Annotated in this window: 13 protein-coding genes; 4 read left to right on the top strand and 9 right to left on the bottom strand. The window is 40.4% G+C overall.

Annotation, left to right across the window (positions count from 1 at the left end; genetic code table 11):
• Positions 1 to 31 precede the first annotated feature (31 nt).
• The 6 genes from HNW13_RS16355 to HNW13_RS16330 are packed head-to-tail and all read right to left on the bottom strand — an operon-like array spanning position 32 to position 7,354.
• Positions 32 to 478: a hypothetical protein gene (locus HNW13_RS16355; RefSeq protein ID WP_192114075.1), complete on the bottom strand. Its 447-nt coding sequence runs from the start codon at positions 476 to 478 to the stop codon at positions 32 to 34.
• A gap of 14 nt (positions 479 to 492) precedes the next feature.
• Positions 493 to 1,152: a molecular chaperone TorD family protein gene (locus HNW13_RS16350; RefSeq protein WP_192114074.1), complete on the bottom strand. Its 660-nt coding sequence runs from the start codon at positions 1,150 to 1,152 to the stop codon at positions 493 to 495.
• A gap of 57 nt (positions 1,153 to 1,209) precedes the next feature.
• Positions 1,210 to 1,872: a DMSO/selenate family reductase complex B subunit gene (locus tag HNW13_RS16345; RefSeq protein WP_011639098.1), complete on the bottom strand. Its 663-nt coding sequence runs from the start codon at positions 1,870 to 1,872 to the stop codon at positions 1,210 to 1,212.
• Between the two features lie 14 nt (positions 1,873 to 1,886).
• The gene (locus HNW13_RS16340) at positions 1,887 to 4,403 is read right to left on the bottom strand and encodes a DMSO/selenate family reductase complex A subunit (RefSeq protein WP_192114073.1); all 2,517 of its coding nucleotides are present in this window, start codon (positions 4,401 to 4,403) and stop codon (positions 1,887 to 1,889) included.
• A gap of 33 nt (positions 4,404 to 4,436) precedes the next feature.
• Positions 4,437 to 6,446: an MtrB/PioB family decaheme-associated outer membrane protein gene (locus HNW13_RS16335; protein WP_192114072.1), complete on the bottom strand. Its 2,010-nt coding sequence runs from the start codon at positions 6,444 to 6,446 to the stop codon at positions 4,437 to 4,439.
• Between the two features lie 14 nt (positions 6,447 to 6,460).
• Complete coding sequence (locus HNW13_RS16330; protein WP_279575208.1) at positions 6,461 to 7,354, bottom strand: DmsE family decaheme c-type cytochrome; 894 nt, start codon at positions 7,352 to 7,354, stop codon at positions 6,461 to 6,463.
• Positions 7,355 to 7,873: 519 nt separating this feature from the next.
• Between HNW13_RS16330 and HNW13_RS16325 the strand changes: the two genes are divergently transcribed.
• Together HNW13_RS16325 and HNW13_RS16320 are read left to right on the top strand one after the other, a co-directional pair.
• Positions 7,874 to 8,995, top strand: coding sequence for an ISAs1 family transposase (locus HNW13_RS16325; protein ID WP_192114071.1), 1,122 nt, complete (start codon positions 7,874 to 7,876; stop codon positions 8,993 to 8,995).
• Positions 8,996 to 9,117: 122 nt separating this feature from the next.
• Positions 9,118 to 9,912: a Crp/Fnr family transcriptional regulator gene (locus HNW13_RS16320; protein WP_192114070.1), complete on the top strand. Its 795-nt coding sequence runs from the start codon at positions 9,118 to 9,120 to the stop codon at positions 9,910 to 9,912.
• Between the two features lie 328 nt (positions 9,913 to 10,240).
• Here HNW13_RS16320 and HNW13_RS16315 read toward each other — a convergent pair whose 3' ends face one another.
• Both HNW13_RS16315 and HNW13_RS16310 read right to left on the bottom strand, forming a co-directional pair.
• The gene (locus HNW13_RS16315) at positions 10,241 to 11,620 is read right to left on the bottom strand and encodes a sigma 54-interacting transcriptional regulator (RefSeq protein ID WP_192114069.1); all 1,380 of its coding nucleotides are present in this window, start codon (positions 11,618 to 11,620) and stop codon (positions 10,241 to 10,243) included.
• 3 nt (positions 11,621 to 11,623) lie between these two features.
• Positions 11,624 to 13,591 carry an ATP-binding protein gene (locus HNW13_RS16310; RefSeq protein ID WP_192114068.1) on the bottom strand — a complete coding sequence of 656 codons (1,968 nt, stop codon included), beginning with the start codon at positions 13,589 to 13,591 and terminating at the stop codon, positions 11,624 to 11,626.
• A gap of 405 nt (positions 13,592 to 13,996) precedes the next feature.
• On the opposite strand from HNW13_RS16310, the gene HNW13_RS16305 reads away from it, so the two are divergent.
• Both HNW13_RS16305 and HNW13_RS16300 read left to right on the top strand, forming a co-directional pair.
• Positions 13,997 to 15,787 (top strand): flavocytochrome c, encoded by a 1,791-nt coding sequence (locus HNW13_RS16305; RefSeq protein ID WP_182743789.1) that lies wholly within the window; start codon positions 13,997 to 13,999, stop codon positions 15,785 to 15,787.
• Between the two features lie 401 nt (positions 15,788 to 16,188).
• On the top strand, positions 16,189 to 16,614 hold the full coding sequence (locus HNW13_RS16300) for a VOC family protein (RefSeq protein ID WP_182743788.1): 426 nt from the start codon (positions 16,189 to 16,191) through the stop codon (positions 16,612 to 16,614).
• A 326-nt stretch (positions 16,615 to 16,940) separates the two neighbouring features.
• Here HNW13_RS16300 and HNW13_RS16295 read toward each other — a convergent pair whose 3' ends face one another.
• A complete protein-coding gene (locus tag HNW13_RS16295; RefSeq protein ID WP_194956023.1) occupies positions 16,941 to 17,687 on the bottom strand; it encodes a DUF1499 domain-containing protein in 747 nt (248 codons plus the stop codon).
• Between the last annotated feature and the right edge of the window lie 2 nt (positions 17,688 to 17,689).

Raw genomic sequence — 17,689 nt, 5'->3', positions numbered from 1 at the left:
AGTTTTTTATGACTAAGTAAAAAGATCAACTTCAACCCATATTACATTGTGATTTACGATGTTCTTTACGAACTATTTCAAGCCGAGACATTGCTGTAATAATATGAGCACTCTTTTGAAGATCACTTATATCAACACTGTCTGGTTGTTGATTTATCTTATTGGCGAAATAAACTGAAATAGATAGAATTAACTGTTCAGCTTGGGTCAAACTGTGATGTTTAACTTCTTTAATAAAAAGCAAATGAAAACATTGAAAAAAACAATCGAAAATTGAATTTTGATCTATTTTATATTTTTCATCATGTAGTTTTATCGGTGACTCAATCATGGCTGCAATAATATTACATATAGTAGCTTTATTTGTCGCACCCACGAATAAATCGTTGATAACTTGCTCTTGACTTAAATAGATATGTAATTGGTGAGCAAACTCTGCTTTATGCCATTGTTCTGAAACAGACCTAATCACATTCATATTAAACACCTTATTTAACGAAATAAACGCATTGGCATAGGCACCACATTCATGGTGGAAGCAAGTACTGATTCAAAATCTTGGGAAAGCAGAGCAATAGCCTTATAAAAATCAGTTTGTGCATATTCAATTGCTAACTCATGGCAGCGCCCAGACCATGGCAGCATATGTTGCTGTAATAATATGATTAATGCTTCTTTTGCCAATTTGTTATTGGGTTCATCTAATAATTGCTGTAACAGCTGATCGATTACTGAATAGAATAGAGAAATATGATCTATTGGTTGGTTGTACTTTAAGTCAAAGCTAATACCAAACTTTTTATAAAAACTCATCAATTGAATGGTGGATTGATCATTAAGAATTTGTTGCTCACCTAAATATACCGAGCCCCATGGCATTGCATTAGGTTCTCCGGGTCCAAAATATAATTGGCCATAATCCAGTTTCACTTCGTTAATTTGGTCTGGTTGCCATTGCGATATAAATTGACTTAATAAAACCTTACCTTTTTGGTTCGCTTCAGATCCTATCAATACTGGCCAGTTTTTATCAAGCTGGTTATCATTGAAATACTGGATAGAATCTACAGTCGGATAATCTAAAAACACATTATGTAATAAGCGAGCAATAGCATGAAGTTCAAGATATATATTCGTTGTTGTGTCGGTCATTATGCCTTCCTTTATATAGTATGATGCCCATGGGGGCATCATACTTAATGATTAGTATTAAACTTCAGAGTAGTTCAACACTTCACCTTGGCGGCCACCGTTCTTGTTTGCTTTTATGATCAAGTTTGGTGAGGTAATACTTTGTGGTGGTAGTGGTGCTATATGTCCGTCGCCATTACCATACTTAGCACGTAAGTTTTCCATCGTATCAAAATCCAATGCACGTAATGGGCATGAACCAACACAAATGGGCTGCTTTCCTTGTGCTAATCTATCGTAACAACCATCACACTTAGTCATTACTTTCCGTTGGGGATCTAATTGTGGAGCGTCATATGGGCAAGCCTCAGCGCAACTATTACAACCAATACATAAGTCTGTATGAACAAGAACTAACCCATCCTCACGACGCTTATGCATGGCACCAGTAGGACATGCTTTTACACATACAGGCTCGTTACAATGATTACAGCTAATAGAGGTGTAATAAGAGAAAACATTTTGCTCGAAACTACCGTCAGCATTAGTAGACCAATCACCACCACCATATTCATATACTCGGCGCCAGTTAATACCTTCTAATGCCGGTACACCTTGTTCAATTGGATTAGTTTTGCGAATAATATCACCTTGTCTATCTTTACAAGATATGTGACACGCTTTACAACCTGTGCACTTGGTGGTATCTAAATAAAAACCATATTGAGTTTGTTCTGTCATTTTTAATTACTCCATCAAGCGCTAGCAATTTGTACGCGATTTGTGTGCTGTGGATTACCTTTTGCCAAAGGGCTAGGTTGGTAACGGGTCAGTGTATTAATACATCCACCAATGTCGATAATATGCCCTGATGGTCCTACTCTGCCCGTCGGATCTGGTGTGTACCAAGCTCCTTGGCCAAGAGCGAGAACACCTGGCGCAACACGAGGAGTTACTCTAACTGGGAGTTCAATAGTACCGCGTTGACTCCAAATAAGGGCTTTTGATCCTTGAGTTAAGCCTTGCTTGTAGGCATCTGCAGGATTCATCCAAACGGCATCTTCAACAGCTTCACGTAACCAAGGAACATTATGATAACTAGAGTGAGTACGACCTTTTGTATGATAACCCACTAATTGAAATGGATAATCCTCTGATGTTTCACTGTCCTCATAACCTTCCCAAGTCGCTTGGTACATAGGTATGCTAGTAATGTAATTGCCTTTTACTGTGCTATCAAATTCCCAGTCTGTACCCTTTTGAGCTAACTCAAGTGAGAAAATTTCGATTTTCCCTGATGGAGTATTTAGCGTATCGGTGCCATTTATATAGTCTTCTAATGCAACGACAGTTTTACCATCAAATGCACGGAAGACGCCTTGTGCTTGTGCTTCTTCATACGTACTAGGAAGAGGAGGAATTGCATTAGCATTATTACTATTTGTACGCGTTTTTTCATAAAGCTCAGTTAACCATCCGGCCTCATCTTTACCTTCTGTGTACTCGCCAAGTTTACCCATTTTCTCAGCAATCAAAGCACACATATCGTACATTGATTTACATTCCCATAACGGCTTAATGGCGGCTTTCATCGCAACTAAGTAGCCCATGATGCCCGAAGCATAACTGTCATTCACTAAATCGTTTGACTCTAACCAAGAGGTATCTGGGAGTAGAATGTCAGCGAATTTAGCTGATGATGTCATCCAACAGTCACAAACGACGATGAGTTCACATTTAGTTTCATCTTCAAGAATTTTAGCTATGCCATTAGAATCTGAATGTTGATTAATTAACGCATTAGAATTAATCGCGAAAATTGCTTTTGTATCAGCGCCCAATGGCGTATCTAAGTCAGCAGTTCCTCTAATCCCGTCTTTTCGAGTGGTCATTTCATGACCACGTTCTATTGCGTCAGGAAAAGTGAAGCAAGAAATGGATTCTTTGATCGGGTTAGATAAGCCAGACATTCCACTTCGGCTGAGACTTCCTTGACTTGGAAGAGCACCATTACTTACACCTGGTTGACCAACCTTACCCGTTAAGAAAGATAACATGTAGCAAGATCGCATGGCTTGTTCACCATTCGCATGCCGGTTTATACCTGCACCAGCAACAATGAATGGGGCACGAGCATTCATCAATTTTGTCGCAATTGATTTAATATGTGTTTCAGAAATACCACAGATCTTAGCTGCCCAGCTCGGTGTTTTAGGGCCAGTTGAAATAAACGTACCCTCACCTAAAATATAATCTTTGTAATTATCATTAGGATTAATGTATGGGATATATGCTTTTTTTTCAGGATCTTCAGAGATTTCGAATTCAGCTTTTAAATTAATTAAGGATTCTTTATCGTAACCAACACAGAATTTATCTAGAAAGTTTTTAGAATGGTTATCTACCCAACCAGAGCTAATCATTTCATAGGCAATACCTTCACATAGCGCTGCATCAGTACCTGGACGAATTGGGAACCAGTTATCCTCCTTCCCAGCCATTGAGTCGGTATATCGAGGATCAATCATGATCACTTCTAAACCATTGTTCTTTTGCAGTGCATTTAAAAAGTCATAACCTTCACCAGATCCAGACTGACGCATCTCACTGGGGTTATAGCCTAAGCCAATAAATAAATCACTATCATTTAGTGCTAGCAAGTTAGAGCCTGAAGTACTACTAAACCCTGTTGCAGCGGCAGCTTCAGTTTGTTGTGCCCACGAATAGTTACCATAAATATTCAGGAAACCACCATTGAGATTTAACACACGATTAAAACAACTTGAGCTAGAGAATCCATAATAAGCACCTGTACCATATATCTTTAATATGGACTTATTGCTGTATTCATTTGCAATACGTTGTAATTCACTTGCAATAGTGGATGCTGCTTCATCCCAGCTTATGGGTACAAATTTTCCTTCACCACGCTTACCAACACGTTTCATCGGTGTTTTTAAACGATCGGCAGCATAAGTGCGTTGTCGTAAAGAGCGGCCACGAGCACAAGCGCGAATTTGATGATTAACACCATACTCGTCAGTCGTTTCGTTATCCGCTTCAACACGCGTGATAATCCCATCGCTGCTAAATACCTTAACAGGACAATTTGAACCACAGTTAACTAAACACGCAGACCAAGTAATGGTTTCATCACTGACTGGCGGTGTCGGAGGTATGACATTGGCATCATCAGAACTTGTGTTACAACCAGTAACAGTTGCAACACAGCTCAGTGCGGCACTTGCTTTTAAAAAACTTCTACGTTCCATAGATATATCCTCTCGTAGCATGAACGATGCGTCTTAGCGCAATTTGTAGGTAAACGCCAACATCACCTGGTGTGCGTTGTAGTTATGATTGATATCACCCAAGGTAATCATCCCTGCAATATCATTGACCCCTACGTTGGCTGCATCAGTATCGAAATAGCGTTCATAGCGGTAAGTTAATTTAAGTGCCATTTGCTCATTTAGGGCATAATCTGCATACATGCTGGCACTGTGACTATATGAATAATAATCGCCGTAAGTGCTACGCGTATCTGTAGAGCCAACGTAGCTGTGAACTAGGGTGTCACTAATGGAATTACTGAATAGATAATCGATCCCTACTATCAGACGGTCTTGCATTAAACCGCTGTAGCTTAAACCCGTACCTATATTGATAAATTCATCTTCAATATCGTCTTGCCAATCAGATGAACTAAAGCTTTGACTGCCTGCTTGATTAGAGTTAATCCATTGCTGACTCCCAAACAAATAACCATCTATATACTGATTAAATTGAATATTGACATTAACGTCATATCCGTAATCTTCTGATTCAGTTAATCCAATTTTAGTATCGTCATATTCGTCTTTGGCATAACGAGTTGTGATACCCAGATTCATCCAATCAGTTGGGTTATGCACAATCTTGAATTCGAGTGCATTGCGGTCACGATCTGCTAAGTAGTATTTACGCAATAAGCTGTTGTTTTCAGATGAGGTTAGGTCGCTTGCTTCATACTCAGATCCACTGCGATTGGCATGCTCAACTTTAAGATTAACGTTAACGTTATCTAGTGCGCGAACATTGAACTTCATCCATAAGTTATCGTCATTGGTTTGTTCTCTGTCACTAAAAGTACGATCAACGTCTTTGCGATCATAACCAGCTTGCAAGCGATAACCGCTGGCGATACGATAGCTTGCGTTGACTTTATAAGTATTACGTTCCAAATCACGAGGGGTATTTTGTCTAAAAGCGCCGGTTAAACTATTAAAGTTATATTGAGCAAACTCGGCGGTAGAGCTTTGATTATCTCGCTTGGTGTAATCAATACTGCCACCTAAACGTAATCGATTAGTTATCATTGAGGTCAGAGCGAAACGACCGTCTAGCGTATCGATTTGACCGTCCCAATTTTGCAGTGGATTACCCGCCATTTGGATAAGATCTTCATCTTGGATCATACGTCCTGCGACAATACGTCCATTCATCACAGTGCGGTGGAGCTGATATTGACCTGATAACGACACTTGATGAGCTTGATTATCTGGTGTCGCCGAATACACGTCATTAACGTATGGAAGACTTAGATTGTCGATGTTGTTTTCATAATAGCTGCCAAAGTAGCTCAGTTCAGTTAACCAGTTATCACCCGACAAGTGGATGCCAGCATCCAATTGTTGAGTGGTAGAATCTGTCGGTAAACCAAAATTTATTGGGCTGGGTGATACGAGGCTACTAGACTTGTAACCCGTTTTATCTTCTTGGCTATATTTAACAAATACACCATAGAAATCTTGATCAAATTCAAACCCTAAACCGACTTTTTCACGTTGTTGATTTAGGTCAAATTCATTAAGACTGTCACTAGGCGTCAACATACCGTTGTTGTGCCAAAGCGAACTTTGAACATCGCCAGCTTGATAGGTTTTGATAGAATCAATATCTAAGTTAAATTCATACAAGCCAGCTTGACCGCCAGATAGATGAGCAAAACCATTATCCATACCTAACTGATAAGCTTGAATCTTCGCTTCATAGCCTGACTCACCTTGGTATTTGATATTTCCACTCACTGCCGCAATAGCGCCGTTATTGTCAGTACCTAAGGCATTAGCCGCATGAATATCATTAATGTCGTTATAACCCGCAGCAAGCGTTACCTCACCTTGGTACCCCGCAGAACTTATACAACGATTACACTCATAATTTTTTGTATTCACCGAATCCATGTTTGCGTTACCAACTGCAAAATTAGCAGCCATAACAGGTGATGACATGGCTATCATGGATATGGTGATCAGATTCAATTTAAATGACATAAACTTGCTCTCCATTAACGTTGTAGCAAACTGCCAGCAGGATGATTAGAACCATGAATTTTGCTATGACAATTCAAACAACTTTTGCCGCCACCAAATGAATCAATACCAGGTTCTGGGACAACACGGCTAGCATGACCGTCATTGGCATGACATTGCTGACATAATTGTGGTGCTCGGCTTTCAAGCATATTGTCATTGACACTGCCATGAGGGTTATGACAAGAGACGCAGTTTTCTGTTACAGGAGCATGTTCCCACAAGAAAGGTCCACGTTTTTCAGCATGGCAGCTATAACAAGTGTCATTTACCGTTGGTTTATTGAGTGCGCTTTCGCTCATTGAGCCATGAGGAGAATGACAATCAATACAGGTCATTTGGTCCCACTTCATTGGATGCGATGAGCGCTTGTTCATATCCGCTTTTTGTTGGGTATGACATGAGGTACATGTGTTATTCACACTCAATTTATCTAGTGCGGGGTCTTTCGCTGTATGAATGGTATGGCAATCACTACAAGCAATTTCTTCTAAGTTATGAGTACTGGTATGCCACGCCATTTGTTTAGGGTCATTATGACAACCTTGGCAAACAGTATTTTGGGCTGGAGCAGATAGCTTGCTGTCTTTACCAAAAGCTATCATCGGCTCTTTACCACCGCGATTATGATTACCTTGTGGGCCATGACATGCCTCACACTGTAAGCCCGCCATTGGAGATGCCTCTGAAATGACCTTTCCGTGAGTTCCCTTAAATAAATCCATCACCTTTTCATTTTTTTTATGACACATAAGACAAGAGTCTGCCCCTTTAGGAGAATATTTCCCGTCAGTAAATTTTTGTTGTAATGTTGTATCTAACTGCTCTGCGGTTAAATCGTCCCACGGTAATGCATGAGCACTTTGCATTACTAATAATCCGCAACCAATGAGCATGGCGAGTTGATAGAGAGACCTCATTGTTAAATACCTCCTTAAATCTGAGTTTTTTACCTTCATGTCTTTACCTGTTGAATAATTACTTCATTAAAGTAAGTTTCTATATTTATTGTAGAAAATAAAATCGTAAACTTATTTTTCATTCTTAAGATCCAAAATAAACAATACTAACTAGCCGGGACTCTATTTGGTTTTCAGTTAACATCTATAAATCTATTGAGCCAATTTAATCAGAACATGCGTTCAAATACCTACATATAGGTATAAACAATGATAAATAACATGTGATTTACTTAACAAAAAAACAAACCTTATTTGCTTATCAGTCACGCATCACAACTAAAAGAAATATGTGATAAACACCACATAAGTTGGATATAAATACAGGGTGAGATCGTGAACGTTTTTTGAACTGCTGATATTGACACATAATCTGTTTGACGCCTTGGCTTAGCTGTGATCTTATACTCTCTTTTAGGAGAGTAAATTATGTACCTTGAAGCCTTCACAACCTTTTTCAGCGAGCTTACCGACACTCGTCAATCGGCTAAAATCACTTATCCTCTCGAAGATATTTTATTTGTTACTCTCTGTGGTGTTATCGCTGGAGCAGAGGGCTGGAGCGAGATCCGTGATTACGCTGATGGTCATCTTGATTGGTTTCAACAGCATGGATATTTAAGTGATGGTGTCCCTGTCGATGACACCATCGCGAGGACTATCTCACGCATTGACCCCGAGCAATTTAGGCTGTGTTTCATAAAGTGGATACAAGCCGTGCATGAAATAACGCAAGGTCAACTTATCGCGATAGACGGCAAGACATTGAGAGGCTCCTATCAACGTGGAAACCGACAATCAACAATTCATATGGTGAATGCGTTTGCATGTAAAAACAAACTCGTTCTTGGGCAAGTCAAGACCTCTGAAAAGTCCAATGAAATCACTGCAATCCCGGAGCTGATAAAGCTTCTGGATATTGAAGGTGCTTTGGTTTCGATTGATGCCATGGGCTGCCAAGTTAACATTGCAGAGCACATTGTCGAGCAAGGTGGCGATTACTTATTTACGCTAAAAAGTAATCAGGGCAATCTACATAAAGCTGTAGAAACAGCATTTTCTGAGACACGTAAAGCCCCGCTAGGCGGCTTAAGCTTTGAGCAACAACATGGTCGTATCGAAGCGCGAGTTTACCATGTCTTAAGTGCCAAACAGTTTAAAGAAGAATTCTCACAATGGCCTCAATTACAAACACTTGGCATGAGTATGAGCTTTCGTCAGAAAAAAGGAAAAGCGCCTGAGCTCATGTATCGTTACCATATCAGTTCCGCTGAACTGACAGAGCAGCAACTCGCTGAAGCGGTGCGTGCTCACTGGGCTGTAGAAAATAGCCTGCATTGGGTGTTAGATGTCTGTATAGCTGAAGATGCTTGCCAAATTTATCAAGACCATGGTGCTGAAAATTGGGCTATGTTACGCCAAGTCGCATTGAATATGCTTAGAAGCGAACCTTCAAAAGGAAGCATACCAGCTAAACAAAAACGAGCCTGGATGAAAACAGCATACTTAGAAGCGGTATTAAATGCTGGATTCAGTGATATGGCTAATTAATGAACACTCATGCGGTTGCCCTGGATATAAATAGGGTTTTAACTTGTTATATAATGTTTGGTTCTAAATGTTAGAATGTTAGAATATCAGCTTAATACAATGGAAATTTAAGGTATTACTTTATGGCTTTTGCTATGTCTCTAAGTTCTGAAAAAAAAAGCAGGTCTACTATATTCTTTCCTGACGTAGTCAAAACCGAAATAATGAATTTCATTAAAGAAAATGGTGAGCTAAAAACATTAAAGAAAGGAGAGTTGATTTCTAAAGATATTTTACTTAATAATTTTATATATTTAAAATCTGGATTGTTATTTTATATAAAAAGGACCAACAACTACACCAAACCTAAATTTGTGAATGTCATCATCCCTAATAGGTTGACTGATTATCATTTATTATTAGAAGACAATTGTACTTGCTGTAAAAGCATTAAAGTTGCTCGCGATAGCGAGATAATTCTTATCGATAAGTCTTTGATTAAAGGCTTAATAAAAAAAGATATTGAGCTTTTTACTCATTTTATGTTTGATGCCAACTATTTTACAGAAAGACAAACTGCATTGGCTATTTTTTTATTAACATCATCACCAGAAGATAAACTGATTAAGTTTCTATTCGATATTCTCGTCGCTTTAAAGACAGCGTTTTCATCAAAGTGGCTTACGATCAATTTAAAATTAACCCGCGAAGAAATTGCTGACATATTACATATTAGCGTTATAAAGTTAGACTTAATGCTGGGAAGCTTAAAGAAAAAAGGCATGTTAGCCAAAGAAAAAGGGGTTTTTAATATTAATACAACATTATTTAATGAACTTTCTCCTTGTCCTTTAGGTAGGGAAGATGCGCAAGGATGCAAATCGAATAATATGTCAAAATTTAAAGTGAAAAATATGATTGAAATCAAAAGTTATTAATTAAAAACTTATAGATAAACGTTAAAACTAGCGCCTTAATTAGAAACATCACAACTACTTAAATGAAACATAAAAAATACTTCAACGAAACAATAATAACACAACCACTAACTAGTATGAGTTGATAGATTATGATGTAATCGGGTTTTATGTAAATAAATTAAAATTGGGATTAATTGAAGACACCTATAAAGTAGAATAAAACATACATTTGATCATTTTTCCTTCTCGATTTACAACGAGGTTTGATATAGTTGTAAAAATCGCTTTTCAACTAGATATCCGCTCACATATTTTAATAATAAATAAGTTGTATTTAAATTAATATCTAATGCCCTTTAAGTCGCCTACTTAATGCACTTTGGCTGATACCCAGTATTTGCGCTGCTGCAGTTTGGTTATTAGCGGTACGGCTCATGGCTTCGTCCATTAACGCTTGGTTCATCTGTGCAATGGTGGGCAGTTGTTTGGGAAAGATAATTCGGTCTTGCGGCGTTGCAGTCAATGACTTGTGTTCATTAATGGCTTCCATAAAAGCAGAGGTGTTAAGCGCTATGCCATCGCTGCGGCTTACAGCATCAAAGACCATTCCTTTAAGTTCATGTAGATTACCGGGAAAGTTGTAACTGGCGAGTTTTGACGCTAAGTCGCTTGGTTGAATCGGCGCAGGCAGATTCATTTCTGCTGCGGCTAGGGCGATGAAATGATTGATCAACATAGCAATATCTAACTGCCTTTCAGCTAACAGCGGTAATTTAATTTTATGTGCCCGTAAACGATAGAGTAGATCGCTTCTAAACTGGCCCGCTTGATGAAGCTTGAGTAAATCATCTTGAGTTGATACCACAAACTTACATTTTACCGGATAGGCAGTGTCGCTACCTAAAGGGTAATATTGTTTGCTTTCTAACAGCGCTAATAACTTAATTTGGGCATCCAGTGGTAGCGTGCCAATGTCGTTAAGATAGAGTACCCCACTGCCCACTTGATGCAATAAACCTGCAACCGCTTCTAGCTCGCCATTATTGTGATGATACAGTTGGCCACACATTTTTTGCTCAAATGACTCGCAACTAATACCCGCAAGATTAATACTAACGAAGGGTTCATTAGGGCTATAAAGTGCATGGCAAGATTGAGCAAACTCGCTTTTACCGGTTCCACTGGCGCCATAAATTAACAAGGGTTCAGGGCTACACGATACGGCTTCAAGATAGCGAAATTGATCTAATAGCTGTGGCTCGCAAGTCAGCATATTATTGAATGCTTGCGGGTTATCTAAGGTTCGGCTTAAAAATTTCTCTTTGATGTAAAGGTAGTTTCTTTCAAGCCCGACTACTTCAAGTGCGCGGCGAACTGTACGAGCAAGTTCATCGACATTGTCTGTTTTGATAAAGTAGTCATAAGCACCATTTTTAATGCAACGAACTGCTGTATCAACCTCATTTACCCCTGTCACTATAATGACTCGAGTGTTAGGGAAATCACTGCGGATCATCGCTAATAACTCTTCACCGGAGTGAAATGGCATGGTGAGATCGACTAGCACTAGCGCATAGTCGCCAACCTGTAAGCGACTACTCACCTGGCGACTGTCGACACAAGTGTCAATTTCAGCTTCGGGAACTAGACGGTTCAGAGTTATCGCGAGTGTTCGTAACCATGCTGCTTCGTCGTCGATTAACAGAATATTTCTGGCTAGTTTCATGGGCTAATCCTGTTGTGCTAATGCAAAAATAAGTCGAATTTGCGTGCCTTTGCCTAAGGTAGACTGAATCTGCATTTCGCCTTGATGTTCTTTAATTATTTTACTGCACACCGATAACCCTAAGCCGCTACCACCTTCGTTGCGCCTAGTGGTAAAAAAGGGTTCGGTAATACGCTTTAATGTGGCACTGCCCATCCCGCAGCCATTATCTTGGATACTCAAGATGGCCATATTGTTTGCAACATGTGTGTCTATCACTATGCTCCCTGGCTGGGTTGAGCAAGCATTACACGCATTTTGAATGAGGTTAATTAACACCTGATGTAACTGTTGAGCATCGCCTGTAATGCAAGGGCTAGGGTCACATAACATGGTGCTGATCTGATGAGATTTTGTTTGATTCGCGGTGAGGCGCTGGGCCACTTGAACCACATCATTTAAGCTCACTCGGGTATATTGATCGGCAATATGCGGCATGGCGTAACGTTTTAGGTCATTAACAATTCGACTGATACGTTTAGCACCCTCTTCTATAGAGCCACAACTATACTGTAACTCTTCTATCGCAATGTCTGGATTTAGCCCAGCAATAAGCCAGAAAGGATTTTGTTTCTGATAGTGCTTAGCGGCAGGCGTTAAGTCTTTCATGGCCGCGGTAAATAGTGATACAGCATGCACAATAAGGCCGGTTGGATTATTGATTTCATGGGCAATTCCCGCAGACAACTCTCCCAATGAAGCTAAACGACTGGCTTCTTCATTAGCTTGGCGTAATCGATGCTGCTCGGTTGATTCTTCAAGTAGAATCACCACCTGATTGTTGGCAATGGGATGAATTTGTAATTGCCAAAATTGCTGCTGATACCGCATGTCGGCAGTAAGCGATTTTTGGGTCGATAACACCTCCAATACTGCGGCTTTAAGCTTAAAAACATCGTTGTCGATATAGTAAAATCCATCTGAATCTAACAGGTGAATATTGTTATCGTTACTCCATAAATGCTGGAGTTCCTGGTTTACTATGGTCACGCCATTAGGAAGCCCATCGAGAACGGATTGGAACTGTTGCGACAATTCAGATATTTCAACTTCAATCCGCTTTCGTTGAATTAATTCGGCATCGAGCGCTTTAGTATGACGGCGTAAACTAGCGCTTATAAATCCGGTGAAAATCATCCCAATAGCAGACATAATCGCCACTAAAATTGCGAGGGCAAACATGCGCTTTTCGGAAGAGGTTAAATCAACTTTTTCACGCCCGGTGCCAAACCATTTATTAACCAGTTTGTCGTATTCGCCCGATAATTTTAACTGCCTAAGCGCCTCGTTAATTTGGTACATCAGTTCGGTTTTTGTCTCATTCGCGACAAAATTAAATGCCCCGAAAATTAACGCATCACTGGAACTTCGCACCGATGGATATAGCGGAAGTAAGCGCCGCGCAACAAAACTCTCGGCAATAACCACGTCGACTTGGTTTTTTATCAGTAATTGAAAACCGGTTTCATACAAATCAACATCCACGCGGTCGAAATTTTGCAGATGGTCAGATAAAAACACATCAACAAAGGCACCATTTTTAATAGCTACCCGCTTACCAACAAGATCTGCCCAATTGTTTATTAACGCCTTACCCTGCAAGGTATAAGCTTTAGCATGGGTTGCATATATAGGATCAGATTGAGCTAACTTGCGATCCATGTTCACCGGGCTAACCACAGTAATCACATCGATATCGCTGTCAGGATCATGAACATCTTTTACCAATTGTTGAAAACTCTTTCGACGTACAATAATGCGCTTATTGGTCAGCTGGCCAATTCTATCCATCAACTCGATATTAAAGCCTTGATCAACACCGTTATTACGCCACTCTAATGGCGCTGTTTTTGAGTGTACGCCAAAGACAATGCTGTCTTGCGCGAGCACAGGCATAGTGATGATGATAAGTAATAGCAATAGAGTTTTCATGCCGCGATATTACCTATTTTCTCCACTTGAAACTGTGCAGCATTACCCGAATTAGCAAATCATTATGTACGTTTTCTTATGATGTTAACTCGATGTGATCTACCTCTACATAAGCTATGCAAAATTGCATATACCCCTTTATAGCTATGCATGTTTGCATAGCGCATTTTTAGGCTTGTGATTGAGTTGTCATTTCTGCCCTCTATTCTGGTTATCTGGTTGTTGATTGCGCCCCCTTAGGCAAAGATTACATTGAGCGAACATAATAGCTGACCAACTCGATGCTAATTTGGACCGTATTTTTAAAGTGAAGTGAAGTCAGTTTCACTTCAGCCTAACTAAAACAATAAGAGGCTTCTATCGTTAATGAATAAACCGTCATTACGTATAGAAGGGGGAGCAAAAATGAAAAAGATCAATCTTGCAGTCTGTATTGCTACATTAATGGGCACAGCAGGCCTAATGGGCAATGCTGTTGCCGCTGATAACTTAGCTGAATTCCATGTACAAAACCAAGAGTGTGATAGCTGTCATACACCAGATGGTGAACTGTCAAACGACAGCTTAACCTATGAAAATGCCCAATGTGTATCTTGCCATGGCACACTTGCTGAAGTAGCTGAAACCACAAAACATGAACATTACAATGCTCATGCTTCCCATTTCCCAGGCGAAGTAGCTTGTACCTCATGCCACAGCGCACACGAAAAATCGATGGTGTACTGTGACTCTTGCCACAGCTTCGATTTCAACATGCCTTATGCTAAAAAATGGCTACGTGACGAACCTACTATTGCTGAATTGGCCAAAGATAAATCAGAACGTCAGGCGGCCCTTGCTAGCGCCCCACACGACACTGTTGACGTAGTGGTTGTCGGTTCTGGCGGCGCAGGTTTCTCTGCTGCAATATCTGCAACAGACAGTGGTGCTAAAGTCATTCTTATAGAGAAAGAGCCTGTTATTGGCGGTAATGCTAAGTTGGCTGCAGGTGGCATGAACGCTGCTTGGACTGATCAACAAAAAGCTAAAAAAATTACTGATAGCCCTGAGTTAATGTTCGAAGACACCATGAAAGGTGGCCAAAACATAAACGATCCTGCATTGGTTGAAGTGTTAACTTCGCACTCTAAAGGCTCTGTTGATTGGCTGACCGCGATGGGTGCCGATTTAACCGATGTTGGCATGATGGGTGGCGCATCTGTTAACCGTGCACACCGTCCAACTGGTGGTGCTGGTGTTGGTGCCCATGTCGTTCAAGTACTTTATGATAATGCAGTGAAACGCAATATCGACTTACGCATGAACACTCGCGGTATTGAAGTGCTTAAAGATGATAAAGGCACTGTTAAAGGTATTCTGGTTAAGGGGATGTATAAAGGTTACTACTGGGTGAAAGCCGATGCGGTAATCTTAGCAACGGGTGGTTTTGCTAAAAATAACGAACGCGTGGCTAAACTTGATCCTTCACTAAAAGGCTTTATCTCTACTAACCAACCTGGAGCTGTAGGTGATGGACTGGATGTGGCTGAAAATGCGGGTGGCGCATTGAAAGACATGCAGTATATCCAAGCTCACCCAACACTATCTGTTAAAGGTGGCGTAATGGTCACTGAAGCGGTACGCGGTAATGGTGCGATTTTGGTTAACCGCGAAGGTAAGCGTTTCGTTAACGAAATTACCACTCGTGATAAAGCGTCTGCCGCTATTTTAGCGCAAACCGGTAAATCAGCTTATTTGATTTTTGATGATTCAGTGCGTAAATCACTGTCAAAAATTGATAAGTATATTGGTTTAGGTGTTGCACCAACGGCAGATAGCCTAGTTAAATTAGGTAAAATGGAAGGTATTGACGGCAAAGCACTGACTGAAACCGTTGCGCGTTACAACAGCTTAGTGAGTAGCGGTAAAGACACTGATTTTGAGCGTCCAAACCTACCGCGCGCACTTAACGAAGGTAACTACTACGCAATCGAAGTCACACCTGGTGTTCACCACACTATGGGTGGCGTGATGATCGACACTAAAGCTGAAGTCATGAATGCTAAGAAGCAGGTTATCCCAGGCTTGTATGGTGCTGGTGAGGTGACTGGCGGTGTTCATGGTGCTAACCGCTTAGGTGGTAATGCCATTTCAGACATCATCACCTTCGGTCGCTTAGCGGGTGAAGAAGCTGCAAAATATTCTAAAAAGAACTAATCGATTTAGAATTCACTGACTCGCTAGTATCAGTAAGCCACAGTTCATTGCTGTGGCTTTTTTTATGCGTCAATATCTCCATACCTATCGAATTAACCTCAACTAGGGGTAGAGATGAGAATAGAATGATAAAGATATTAAGCTTAGCCATTAACCACTCTCAAACTTGTCATTTGTTTTACTAACAAAACGAATTAACCCGTCAATAGCTGGCCTATTGCAAGTCTTCTGATGTAAAAAATAACGCAGTTAGCAAGGAAAAAGGCTGTTTGCGAGGCGTTTATTATCCCGAGTTCTGGTTAATTAATGCATAATCGACGGCACAGTAAATTTGCATTAACTCACTAGCTAACTCAATGGCTAATTCACTGGCTAATTTACAACGCTATCAAAGGATAATAATGAAACAGTCTATAGTTCACATCGCGCTAGTGGTGAATGATTACGATGAAGCCATTGATTTTTATGTTAATAAATTGAAGTTTGATCTAATTGAAGACACCTATCAAGCAGAACAAGACAAACGCTGGGTTGTGGTGTCGCCTCCGGGGTCAAACGGAGTGTCGTTGTTGCTAGCTCGTGCATCTAAACCGGAGCAGCATGATTTTATTGGTAACCAAGCCGGCGGACGGGTATTTCTTTTTTTGAATACCGACGATTTTTGGCGCGACTATAACCGCATGCAACTTGATGGGATTAAGTTTGTGCGCCCGCCTCAAGAGCAAGACTACGGCACAGTGGCGGTATTTGAAGATCTGTACGGCAATCTTTGGGACTTACTGCAGTTAAATGATAAGCATCCTATATCAATTAGAGCATCAATATAGCGCTGTTTGTTATGTATTTTTTGATAGCTTTTTAAGCGAGTAAAATAGAGAGACAGCTTTGTACTTTCGCATCATATCCATCAAGCGCGATACCGACTGATTGATGGCTACAAACAATGGCAGTTCTGCTAAAGAGCTGATTTAAAGAGCTGATTTAAAGTCAGAAATATCTCGCATCACAAAACTTAGCATAATAATCGTTAGCAGCTGTATCTTCAATTAAGCATTTAAGTTAATTAACCGTTTTGTCGTCATTAATAAAAAGGAGCATTTTATGCTCCTTTTTATTGGTTAAAACCTGCTGCATAATTTATTCAAGACTCAGACTATTCAGAGAACCGCTGACTAAATTCTTGAATGCGTTTTGCGTTCACACCAGCATCGCCAATACCAATCCGCGACACGCTGCGTAAATCAATACGACTGCCCTGCTCTAGTGTAGACACGACGATAACAACATCATCTGCAAAATTGAAAAAAGGCGTTGTTGCCGTACTTTCAAAGCGCAGTGCTTTTGGGTCTTGAGCGACAATGGTCCAGCCCATGGTTTTAGCGACAGTTAATGCTTTTTGATAAGCCGCTTCTACCGATAAGTCTGACGCAATTGGTTGAATATTGGGAAAAGCTTGCAGTTGCTGCGCGGCAATCTCTTCTCCGCCATATACCAAACTATTTTTAGCGCCAACCCGGCTGTCAGTTAAAAACTCAAACTGCGGTGGTGATTGAGTATTGGTAGTAATATCGTGAATAGGTGGGTATTTCACTGGTTTGATAACCAACGCCATAATGCTCGGCGACAATATAGCTAAGCCCAGTAATAGCGCTATTGTAGAGGTTAATATGCCTTTGCCCTTAGCGTTACTGTCTTGCTTAATGGTAAAGCTGGTCACTAATGCCAGCACCGCAACCACGACCACTAAATAACCCAACAGGTTATTGTAATTACGACTGGCCATAAAGCCGACAATAGGGTCCCACAATCCCAGTGACGAGCCAAAAACCATCAAAGCAGCAATCGCGACTGCGACGATGGCAACCACCAACGAAATATTACCTACATAACCTTTTTGCATAA

Source organism: Shewanella sp. BF02_Schw (assembly GCF_014596695.2).
Lineage (GTDB): Bacteria > Pseudomonadota > Gammaproteobacteria > Enterobacterales > Shewanellaceae > Shewanella.
The sequence above is the reverse complement of the archived record's forward strand: the minus strand, read 5'-3'. Positions and strand labels throughout refer to the sequence as shown.

Bases quoted from the DNA above. Each gene is read 5' to 3' on its own strand.
- HNW13_RS16355 (WP_192114075.1), bottom strand. From the start codon at position 478: ATGAATGTGATTAGGTCTGTTTCAGAACAATGGCATAAAGCAGAGTTT.
- HNW13_RS16350 (WP_192114074.1), bottom strand. From the start codon at position 1,152: ATGACCGACACAACAACGAATATATATCTTGAACTTCATGCTATTGCT.
- HNW13_RS16345 (WP_011639098.1), bottom strand. From the start codon at position 1,872: ATGACAGAACAAACTCAATATGGTTTTTATTTAGATACCACCAAGTGC.
- HNW13_RS16340 (WP_192114073.1), bottom strand. From the start codon at position 4,403: ATGGAACGTAGAAGTTTTTTAAAAGCAAGTGCCGCACTGAGCTGTGTT.
- HNW13_RS16335 (WP_192114072.1), bottom strand. From the start codon at position 6,446: ATGTCATTTAAATTGAATCTGATCACCATATCCATGATAGCCATGTCA.
- HNW13_RS16330 (WP_279575208.1), bottom strand. From the start codon at position 7,354: ATGCAAAGTGCTCATGCATTACCGTGGGACGATTTAACCGCAGAGCAG.
- HNW13_RS16325 (WP_192114071.1), top strand. From the start codon at position 7,874: ATGTACCTTGAAGCCTTCACAACCTTTTTCAGCGAGCTTACCGACACT.
- HNW13_RS16320 (WP_192114070.1), top strand. From the start codon at position 9,118: ATGGCTTTTGCTATGTCTCTAAGTTCTGAAAAAAAAAGCAGGTCTACT.
- HNW13_RS16315 (WP_192114069.1), bottom strand. From the start codon at position 11,620: ATGAAACTAGCCAGAAATATTCTGTTAATCGACGACGAAGCAGCATGG.
- HNW13_RS16310 (WP_192114068.1), bottom strand. From the start codon at position 13,591: ATGAAAACTCTATTGCTATTACTTATCATCATCACTATGCCTGTGCTC.
- HNW13_RS16305 (WP_182743789.1), top strand. From the start codon at position 13,997: ATGAAAAAGATCAATCTTGCAGTCTGTATTGCTACATTAATGGGCACA.
- HNW13_RS16300 (WP_182743788.1), top strand. From the start codon at position 16,189: ATGAAACAGTCTATAGTTCACATCGCGCTAGTGGTGAATGATTACGAT.
- HNW13_RS16295 (WP_194956023.1), bottom strand. From the start codon at position 17,687: ATGCAAAAAGGTTATGTAGGTAATATTTCGTTGGTGGTTGCCATCGTC.